Origin of the sequence: Pseudomonas sp. Tn43 (genome assembly GCF_014192635.1) — a bacterium.
In the GTDB taxonomy this organism is placed as follows: Bacteria; Pseudomonadota; Gammaproteobacteria; order Pseudomonadales; family Pseudomonadaceae; genus Aquipseudomonas.
The window spans coordinates 1-9,718 of record NZ_JACHYG010000025.1; the positions used below are offsets into that span (position 1 = coordinate 1).

Genomic DNA, 9,718 nt, shown 5'->3' on the forward strand with positions numbered 1-9,718 from the left:
GAAAACCGCGTAACTCATTGTTTATCAAGGAGTTTTCCGTTTCGACTGCGCCGGAAGTGGGGCGAATTATAGGCCTTCAAAATCTGCCGTCAACCCCTGATTTCAGCTTTATTCGGATTTGAGCGTAATACGCGCAAATGCCTTCTTCCCGGCCTGACAAACATGGGTTGCGCCCAGTACGTATATAAAGGTGCGATCGACCACCTCACCATCTATACGCACACCACCAGCCCCCAGAAGATCGCGCGCCACAGCAGAGTTCTTCACCAGACCTGCCTTATTAAGGACAGCAGCAATCGGCATATCCTCAGCAGCAGTCAGTTCGATCTCTGGCAGATCATCCGGCAACTCACCCTCCTTCATACGGTTGCCCGCCGCACGATGAGCATTGGCCGCAGCCTCTTCGCCATGGAAGCGGGCAACAATCTCTTCGGCCAGCTTGATCTTGATGTCACGTGGGTTCGCACCCGCCTCGACGTCAGCCCGCAAAGCATTGATCTCTTCCATGGAGCGGAAGCTGAGCAATTCGAAGTAACGCCACATCAACGCATCCGGAATGGAGACCAGCTTGCCGTACATGACACCCGGCGCTTCCTGGATACCGACGTAGTTGCCCAACGACTTGGACATTTTCTTCACGCCATCCAGACCTTCAAGCAGCGGCATGGTCAGAATGCATTGGGCCTCCTGGCCATAACCACGCTGCAGCTCGCGCCCCATCAGCAGATTGAACTTCTGATCGGTGCCCCCCAGCTCGACATCCGCACGCAACGCGACCGAGTCATAACCCTGAACCAGCGGATAGAGGAACTCATGAATGGCGATGGGCTGATTGGCCGTGTAACGCTTGTCAAAATCGTCGCGCTCAAGCATGCGAGCCACGGTGTATTGCGATGTCAGACGAATGAAGTCAGCTGGCCCCATCTGATCCATCCAAGTGGAGTTGAACGCCACTTCAGTTTTGGCCGGATCAAGAATCTTGAACACTTGAGTCTTGTAGGTCTCGGCATTCTCGAGAACCTGCTCACGGGTGAGCGGAGGGCGTGTGGCGCTCTTGCCGCTTGGATCACCGATCATCCCGGTGAAGTCACCTATAAGGAAGATCACCTGGTGCCCCAGATCCTGGAATTGGCGCAGCTTATTAATAAGCACGGTGTGACCCAAGTGCAGATCCGGCGCGGTCGGATCGAAGCCTGCCTTAATACGCAATGGCTGGCCACGCTTGAGTTTCTCGATCAGCTCGGACTCGACCAACAGTTCTTCTGCACCACGTTTGATCAGCGCTAGCTGCTCTTCAACCGACTTCATAACAGACCCGCAAGGCTCAGATTCAAAGGGGAACAACCATACAAGATCGCGCACCAAATACAAGTTTTGGCCGGCGCGCGGACACCAATCCACGGCCAGAGCGTTCGCAGACTTGCTTAAGGGATGATTTGGTTATATTTTATACAGTTATTTCGTCTTCATCATGTCATTCATCTTTTCCAATTCATCTTTTCAAAGTCAAAAATTACCTATGACCACAGAACCGTCTAAAGCGCCGCCGCTTTACCCGAAGACCCACCTGCTCGCCGCAAGTGGCATCGCCGCCCTTCTTAGCCTGGCGCTTCTGGTATTCCCTTCCAGTGATGTTGAAGCCAAAAAGACGACCCTGAGTCTTGAACTGGAAAGCCCTGCAGAACAACTGACACAAGATCAAGACGCCGCAGACGCCGTCCAAGCCACAAATGAGCTGACAGCCTCTCCCTTCGCGCAAATCGAAAACAGCGCCGAAAGCACTCAGGAAACCGCCCAGGCCGCCCCCATCCCCGCCCCTGCTCCCGAGCCAGTCGTCGAAGAAAAGAAGGCGCCAAGCCATAAGGAAGTGATTGTCAGCAAAGGCGACACACTTTCGACTTTGTTCGAGAAGGTCGGCCTTCCGGCCACTTCAGTGAATGAAGTGCTGGCCAGCGACAAGCAGGCCAAGCAGTTCAGCCAGCTAAAACGTGGCCAGAAACTTGAGTTCGAACTGAGCCCTGATGGCCAGTTGACCAATTTGCACAGCAAAGTCAGCGACACGGAAAGCATCAGCCTGACCAAGAATGACAAGGGTTATACGTTCAATCGCATTACCGCCAAGCCTACCGTTCGCTCTGCCTATGTTCATGGCGTGATCAACAGCTCGCTGTCGCAATCTGCCGCCAGGGCAGGCTTATCCCACAGCCTGACCATGGATATGGCCAGCGTGTTTGGCTATGACGTCGACTTCGCCCAGGATATTCGCCAAGGTGACGAGTTTGATGTGATCTACGAACAAAAGGTCGTCAACGGCAAAGCTGTCGGCAACGGCCCGATTCTCTCCGCACGCTTCACCAACCGCGGCAAGACGTACACGGCGGTGCGCTACACCAACAAACAAGGCAACAGCAGCTACTACACCGCTGACGGCAACAGCATGCGCAAGGCGTTTATCCGCACCCCGGTAGACTTCGCCCGCATCAGCTCGAAATTCTCCATGGGCCGCAAGCACCCGATCCTGAACAAGATCCGTGCCCACAAGGGTGTCGATTACGCGGCACCACGCGGCACGCCGATCAAGGCTGCCGGTGACGGTAAAGTACTGTTGGCAGGTCGTCGCGGCGGTTACGGCAACACCGTGATCATCCAGCACGGCAATACCTACCGCACGCTATACGGCCATATGCAGGGCTTCGCCAAAGGCGTCAAGACTGGCGGCAGCGTCAAGCAAGGCCAAGTGATCGGCTACATCGGCACCACCGGCCTCTCCACCGGCCCGCACCTGCACTATGAGTTCCAGGTCAATGGCGTGCACGTCGATCCGCTGGGGCAGAAGGTAGCGATGGCCGATCCGATCTCCAAAGCTGAGCGCTCACGCTTCCTCGCGCAAAGCCAACCGTTGATGGCGCGCATGAATCAAGAGAAAGCCACCCAGCTGGCTTCGAGTAAACGCTAAGCCATGGCGCTCTATATAGGGGTGATGTCCGGGACCAGCCTTGATGGCCTGGACATTGCGCTGATCGAGCAAACCCCGGCGATCAAGCTGATCGCCACCCATTACATCCCTATGCCCGTTTCCCTGCGCACCGAGCTGCTTGGCTTGTGCGCCAGCGGCCCGGACGAAATTGCCCGCTCCGCCATTGCCCAGCAGAACTGGGTGAAACTGGCCGCGCAGGGCATTCACACCCTTCTCGAACAACAAAACCTGAAGCCCGATGACATTCGCGCGATTGGCAGCCATGGTCAGACCATTCGCCACGAGCCGGCGCGCGGGTTCACGGTGCAAATCGGCAACCCTGCCTTGCTTGCCGAGCTGACCGGCATCACCGTGGTCAGCGATTTCCGCAGCCGCGATGTAGCCGCAGGCGGGCAAGGCGCACCATTGGTCCCAGCCTTTCACGAAGCCCTGTTTGAAGAACGGCCTGGCAACCGCGCGGTTTTGAACGTCGGCGGGTTCAGCAACCTCAGCCTGATCGAACCCGGCAAGCCTGTTGCCGGGTTCGACTGCGGCCCCGGGAATGTCTTGCTGGATGCCTGGATTCACCAACAACGGGGCGACAACTTTGATCGTGACGGTCAATGGGCCGCCAGCGGCAAGGTCCAACCGGTCCTGTTGAACGAGCTGCTCAGTGATCCATTCTTTGTGACCCAGGGCCCGAAGAGCACCGGCCGCGAAGTGTTCAATCTGCCATGGCTGATGCAGCATTTGTCGCAGCTACCGGTCTTCGCTGCCGAAGACGTACAGGCCACGTTGCTCGAGCTAACTGCGCTGACCATTGTCGAGTCATTGCAAAGCGCCCAATCGGATACCCGGGAGCTGCTGGTTTGTGGTGGCGGCGCGCACAACGCCGCGCTGATGAAGCGCCTGGCCAGTCTGTTGCCGAACGCGAAAGTCAGCAGTACCGCTGCGTATGGCATAGACCCGGACTGGGTCGAGGCCATGGCCTTCGCCTGGCTGGCCCATTGCTGCCTGGAAGGTATCGCGGCCAACCGTCCGAGCGTCACCGGTGCCCGCGGTCTGCGCGTACTCGGCGCCATCTACCCCGCGTGAGCCTGAACCCCAGACAGCAAAACGCCGCAAAGTCCTGAGACTTTGCGGCGCCTGGCAATGCTGAGGGTGCGATCAGATCGAGAACGAAGAGCCGCAGCCACAGGTGGTGGTAGCGTTCGGGTTCTTGATCACGAAACGCGAACCTTCCAGACCTTCCTGGTAATCCACTTCGGCACCTGCCAGGTACTGGAAGCTCATCGGATCGACCACCAGACTGACGCCTTCGCGCTCGACGATGGTGTCGTCTTCGGCCACTTCTTCATCGAAGGTAAAGCCGTATTGAAACCCTGAACAACCGCCGCCCGTAACGAATACGCGCAGCTTCAAGCGATCATTCCCCTCTTCATCGACCAGGCTCTTCACCTTGTGCGCGGCACCGTGGGTAAATTGCAAAGCCGTGGGGGTGAAGGATTCGACGCTCATGCTGACTATCTCCCGGCGTTACGCCGCCATAATGCGTGATGACGCGCATTATCCGCTTCTCCCAGAAAATCGGTCAACTATTGTTACGGTATATCAATCAACCCAATTGTCAGACCAACATGCAAAAAGGCCCGTTCGAAGGGCCTTTTTGCTAAGCAGGATAGCGTCTTACGGCAGCATGCCCGCATGGGAAAGACCCAAACGCTCATCCAGACCGAACAGGATATTCAGGTTCTGCACCGCCTGACCCGACGCGCCTTTGACCAGGTTATCGATTACCGACAAGACCACCACCAGATCACCATCCTGCGGACGATGCACGGCGATACGGCAAACGTTGGCCCCGCGCACGCTGCGGGTTTCCGGATGGCTGCCGGCAGGCATCACATCGACGAACGGTTCGTTGGCATAGCGCTTTTCGAACAACGCCTGCAGATCCACCGAGCGATCCATAACAGTTGCGTAGAGCGTCGAGTGGATGCCGCGAATCATTGGCGTCAGGTGCGGAACGAAGGTCAGCCCCACGTCCTTGCCCGCTGCACGACGCAGGCCTTGGCGGATTTCCGGCAAGTGACGGTGCCCTTTGACTGCGTAAGCCTTCATGCTTTCCGACGTCTCGGCGTACAGCGAGCCTACAGAAGCGCCACGACCGGCACCGCTGACGCCGGATTTGCAGTCTGCAATCAAACGCGTGGTATCGGCCAGACCGGCTTCAAGCAGTGGCAGGAAACCCAATTGCGTGGCCGTCGGGTAGCAACCCGGCACAGCAATCAGGCGCGCTTGCTTGATTTGCTCGCGATTAACTTCCGGCAGGCCGTAGACCGCCTCCTCCAGCAGTTCCGGCGCGCCGTGCGGTTGGCCGTACCATTTGGCCCACTCATCGGCGTCTTGCAGGCGGAAGTCTGCCGAAAGGTCGATGACCTTGGTTCCGGCCGCCAGCAACTCACCCGCCAAGGCATGGGCGACACCGTGCGGCGTGGCGAAGAACACCACATCGCAGGCTCCGAGTGTCTTGATGTCCGGAACACTGAAAGCCAGGCCATCGTAATGGCCTCGCAGATTCGGGTACATGTCGGCCACGGCCAGGCCGGCCTCGGATCGGGAAGTGATCACTACCACTTCAGCTTGCGGATGCTGTGCCAACAGACGCAGCAGTTCGACACCGGTGTAACCCGTGCCGCCGACGATACCGACCTTGACCATAAACCTGCCCTCAACGAACCCACTGGAAAGCCGTCGATAATAGGGGCGACGCGGCCCTGCGACAACCGTCAAGGTGACGTGCGGCGGCTCAAGCCTCTACTATTCGCGCTACCGTGAACCTGGGAATAACCAAAAATGCTTTATCTGTGGCTCAAAGCACTTCATATCGTCAGCATGGTCTGCTGGTTTGCCGGCCTGTTTTACTTGCCGCGCCTGTTCGTCTATCACGCTCAAAGCGAAGACACCGTCAGCAAGGAACGCTTCAGCATCATGGAGCGCAAGCTATACCGGGGCATCATGGGACCGGCGATGATTGCCACGCTGGCATTCGGCATCTGGCTGATCAGCCTCAACCCGAGCGCCTATTTCACCCAAGGTGCATGGATGCATGCCAAATTGACCCTGGTGGTGATCCTTATCGGCTATCACCACATGTGCGGCGCACAGGTAAAACGTTTTGCCCGTGGCGAAAACACCCGCAGCCATGTCTTTTATCGCTGGTTCAATGAAGTGCCGGTTCTGATATTGCTGGCTATCGTAATTCTGGTCGTCGTTCGGCCGTTTTAATCCCACAAGCATCAATCATCCGGGGTACATCCAATGTCGCTGCCCGCTTTGCTCGAACACCGTTTGCGTCTGCCCGTGGTAGCAGCACCGATGTTTTTGATTTCAAATCCTGAGCTGGTGCTCGCCTGCTGCCGCAATGGTGTGGTGGGCAGCTTTCCTGCGCTGAATCAGCGTGAAAGCAGCGGTTTCAAGGCCTGGCTGGAAGACATCGAAGCAGGACTGGCGATACTGGAAAACCCCGCACCTTATGCAGTGAATCTGATCGTTCACAACAGCAATCCGCGATTACAGGCGGATCTGGCGATCTGCATCGAACACAAAGTACCGATCGTGATCACCAGCCTCGGTGCCGTGAAAGAACTGGTGGATGCGGTGCACAGCTATGGTGGCCTGGTGTTTCACGATGTAACGACGCGCCGCCACGCGGAAAAAGCTGCCGAAGCCGGTGTGGACGGCTTGATCGCCGTGGCTGCGGGCGCCGGCGGTCACGCCGGGACCTGGAGCCCGTTTTCGCTGATCGCCGAGATTCGCCAGTTTTTCGACAAGACCTTACTGCTGGCCGGCTGCCTGAATCATGGTCATGAAATTCTTGCCGCGCAGTTGCTCGGTGCGGATTTGGCCTACTTCGGTACGCGATTTATCGGCACCACGGAAAGTCATGCGCCTGACGCGTACAAGGAGATGCTCCTGACTTCCAGGGCCGCAGACATCGTCCATACTCCAGCGGTGTCGGGAGTACCGGCGAGTTTCATGCGACGGAGCCTTGAGGCCGCCGGTTTCGACATGGCCGCTCTGCAAGGCAAGGGCGAGGTGGACTTCGGTTCCAAGCTCAAGCCATTGAACGATGAGGCCAAAGCCTGGAAAACCGTGTGGTCCGCAGGCCAAGGCGTCGGAGAAATCGAGGACCTGCCAAGTGTCGATCAACTGGTCGCGCGTCTTGATGCCGAATATCGCAAGGCGCTGGAGCTGGCGGCGGCGTTGTCCAAGCGCTGGCCGCGCTGACAGGCGGGCCTTACACTCATAGTTGTAACACCGTCTATTACAAACTCTCGCGACAAGGATGCCTCGGCCATGAGCGAAAACCGTTTCAAGATCGTCTTCGAAGGCGCTCTGCTGCCAGGTGTTGACGTCACCACCGCGAAGCTCAATCTCGCCGAGCTGTTCAAAAGCGACGTGGCGGCCATCGAGCGCCTGTTCAGTGGCCAGAAGGTTGCGCTCAAGCGCGACCTGTCACAGGCCGATGCGCAGGTTTACCTTCAGGCGCTAACGAAAACCGGCATCGATGCCCGAATTGAGGCAGAACCCTCGATCGAGCTGAACCTGTCCGACGTTCACGAACACGCTCCGGCCAACGATCAGCCTGTCACGGCAGATCCCGACTCTCCCTATGCACCACCTCGCGCCTCTGTCGGCGAAAAAATGCCGGAGTTTTCTACGCTCAAGGCCTTCAGTTTCGTTGGCCGTATCGGCCGCTTGCGCTTTCTGGCCTGGACGATGGCCCTTACGCTGGTAACGCTTGGCATTGGCGCCGTCCTGGCTGTGTTCGGCTTCGCACTCATCAGCACGGACTCCACTGCTGGCTTGATTCTCGCGGGCCTGCTGGCCGTTATCCTGGTCGTGGTGCTCGCCTTCATCAGCATCCAGTTCAGTGTGCAGCGCCTGCATGATATCGGCTGGTCCGGCTGGCTCTGGCTGCTGAATCTTGTACCGATCGTGGGCAGCGTTTTTCCGTTTGTCATAATGATCGTGCCGGGTAACAACACGGCCAACCGATATGGCGCACCGCCGCCGCCCAACAGCAATGCGGTCCGGGTGCTGGCTTCGCTGTGGCTGGTGTTTATCGCAATCATGTTTGTGGGCGGGCTGACTGGAGGCCTCACCGCGATCAAGGATGAGTACGAAAGCGCCACCGACAGCACCTATCAAAGCAGCGCGGTGATCACCGACGAAGTTGACGTAGCGCCGGCCGATGAGGCCGAACCAGCACCAAATTCATCCGATGATGCAGCCGAAGCAGCCGAGCCCGCTGTAGACTCTGCGACAGAATGAACAGCGCTCCCCGCCCGTGACACCTGCGTCGCCGGCGCGGAGCTGTTGCGATGGAGAACTGCATGACCCGTTACGCTCTGATCACTGGCGCTTCCAGCGGCATCGGCCTGGCGATGGCCGAAGCGCTGGCCCGGCGCGGCCGCCACCTGATTCTGGTGGCCCGACAGCGTGATCAGCTTGAAAGCATTGCGATTGAACTGACTCAACGTTTTGGTGTGGAGGTGCTGTTTCGTGCCTGTGACCTGGGCGAGCCGCTGAGGCTGTCCGGTTTTTTGCTGGAGCTGGAAGAAGGCGACCGGCAGATAGATTTGCTGGTCAACTGTGCCGGCATCGGTACCTGCGGTCCATTCCTGGCCCAGGACTGGATGACCGAGCAGGACTTGATCGAAGTGAATATTCTGGCCCTCACGCGCTTGTGCCATGCCATTGGCAACAGCATGGCCTTGCAGGGCGGTGGACAGATACTGAACGTCGCGTCGGTCGCGGCGTTTCATCCCGGTCCCTGGATGAGCACTTATTACGCCAGCAAAGCTTACGTGCTGCATTTTTCCGAAGGTTTACGCGTCGAGCTGAAGAAATGCGCGGTCAAGGTGTCGGTACTCTGCCCTGGCCCGACCCGCACGGCGTTTTTCCGCACCGCGCAACTGAACACCGACAAACTGGTCGAGAGCAATTTGCTGATGAGCCCGGAAGAAGTCGCGCTCTATACCGTGCGCGCGCTGGCGAAAAATCGCGCCATTATTATCCCCGGTCGCCTGAATCGCTGGTCCGCATTGCTGCCGCGGCTCGGCTCACGCTGGCTGACCCGGACAATCGCGGGCATGGTCAACAAAGCCCATTGTCCGCGCTGATCAAATCCTCAAGGCAAAAGACTGGGCTCTGGCCTGACCCATGGTTACACTCAGCCCAGCCCAAACAACGGAGAAAACAGCTGTGGATACTCTGTTCACCAAGATCATCAACCGGGAAATCCCGGCGAAGATCATTTATGAGGACGACCAGGTACTGGCCTTCCACGACATCGCGCCACAGGCTCCCGTACACTTTCTGGTAGTCCCGAAGAAACCGGTGCGCACCCTTAACGACCTCACCGAGGACGACAAGGCTTTGGCCGGGCATATTCTGTTCACGGCCCAGCGTCTGGCCAAGGAACTGGGCTGTGAAGAAGGTTTCCGGGTAGTCATGAATTGCAATGAATTAGGCGGCCAGACTGTCTATCACATTCATATGCACGTGCTCGGTCAGCGCCAGATGCACTGGCCGCCGGGCTGATTCATCAATCTCCCCTGTAGGCGCGAGGCTTGCCCGCGAAGGCGTCCTCAAGTGCGCCAAAAGCTTCGCGGGCAAGCCTCGCTCCTACATCTATGGTTACCCCCTTTTCTGCAATACTGTTTTTGATGCGTGTTTGGCTTGCTTTCATCTATC

Annotated in this window: 10 protein-coding genes; 7 read left to right on the forward strand and 3 right to left on the reverse strand. The window is 57.9% G+C overall.

Annotated features, from left to right (window positions below; translation table 11 throughout):
* Positions 1-108: 108 nt before the first annotated feature.
* Positions 109-1,308: a tyrosine--tRNA ligase gene (gene tyrS / locus FHW68_RS26905; protein WP_095630802.1), complete on the reverse strand. Its 1,200-nt coding sequence runs from the start codon at positions 1,306-1,308 to the stop codon at positions 109-111.
* Positions 1,309-1,519: 211 nt separating this feature from the next.
* Here tyrS and FHW68_RS26910 point away from each other — a divergent pair, with 211 nt between their 5' ends.
* Together FHW68_RS26910 and FHW68_RS26915 are read left to right on the forward strand one after the other, a co-directional pair.
* Positions 1,520-2,956 carry a peptidoglycan DD-metalloendopeptidase family protein gene (locus FHW68_RS26910; protein WP_183683946.1) on the forward strand — a complete coding sequence of 479 codons (1,437 nt, stop codon included), beginning with the start codon at positions 1,520-1,522 and terminating at the stop codon, positions 2,954-2,956.
* A 3-nt stretch (positions 2,957-2,959) separates the two neighbouring features.
* Entirely contained in the window at positions 2,960-4,051 is a 1,092-nt protein-coding gene (locus tag FHW68_RS26915; protein ID WP_183683949.1) for an anhydro-N-acetylmuramic acid kinase, read from the forward strand.
* Between the two features lie 72 nt (positions 4,052-4,123).
* Here FHW68_RS26915 and erpA read toward each other — a convergent pair whose 3' ends face one another.
* Both erpA and argC read right to left on the reverse strand, forming a co-directional pair.
* Complete coding sequence (gene erpA / locus FHW68_RS26920; protein WP_060541601.1) at positions 4,124-4,474, reverse strand: iron-sulfur cluster insertion protein ErpA; 351 nt, start codon at positions 4,472-4,474, stop codon at positions 4,124-4,126.
* Positions 4,475-4,642: 168 nt separating this feature from the next.
* On the reverse strand, positions 4,643-5,677 hold the full coding sequence (gene argC, locus FHW68_RS26925) for an N-acetyl-gamma-glutamyl-phosphate reductase (protein WP_183683951.1): 1,035 nt from the start codon (positions 5,675-5,677) through the stop codon (positions 4,643-4,645).
* Between the two features lie 135 nt (positions 5,678-5,812).
* Here argC and hemJ point away from each other — a divergent pair, with 135 nt between their 5' ends.
* The 5 genes from hemJ to FHW68_RS26950 all read left to right on the forward strand — a co-directional run bounded on the left by hemJ (position 5,813) and on the right by FHW68_RS26950 (position 9,565).
* Positions 5,813-6,244, forward strand: coding sequence for a protoporphyrinogen oxidase HemJ (gene hemJ, locus FHW68_RS26930; RefSeq protein WP_095630806.1), 432 nt, complete (start codon positions 5,813-5,815; stop codon positions 6,242-6,244).
* Between the two features lie 33 nt (positions 6,245-6,277).
* Positions 6,278-7,246 carry a nitronate monooxygenase family protein gene (locus FHW68_RS26935; RefSeq protein WP_095630807.1) on the forward strand — a complete coding sequence of 323 codons (969 nt, stop codon included), beginning with the start codon at positions 6,278-6,280 and terminating at the stop codon, positions 7,244-7,246.
* A 69-nt stretch (positions 7,247-7,315) separates the two neighbouring features.
* Complete coding sequence (locus FHW68_RS26940; RefSeq protein ID WP_095630808.1) at positions 7,316-8,293, forward strand: DUF805 domain-containing protein; 978 nt, start codon at positions 7,316-7,318, stop codon at positions 8,291-8,293.
* Positions 8,294-8,355: 62 nt separating this feature from the next.
* Entirely contained in the window at positions 8,356-9,144 is a 789-nt protein-coding gene (locus FHW68_RS26945; protein WP_095630809.1) for an SDR family oxidoreductase, read from the forward strand.
* 82 nt (positions 9,145-9,226) lie between these two features.
* On the forward strand, positions 9,227-9,565 hold the full coding sequence (locus tag FHW68_RS26950; RefSeq protein ID WP_095630810.1) for a histidine triad nucleotide-binding protein: 339 nt from the start codon (positions 9,227-9,229) through the stop codon (positions 9,563-9,565).
* The last annotated feature ends 153 nt before the right edge of the window (positions 9,566-9,718 follow it).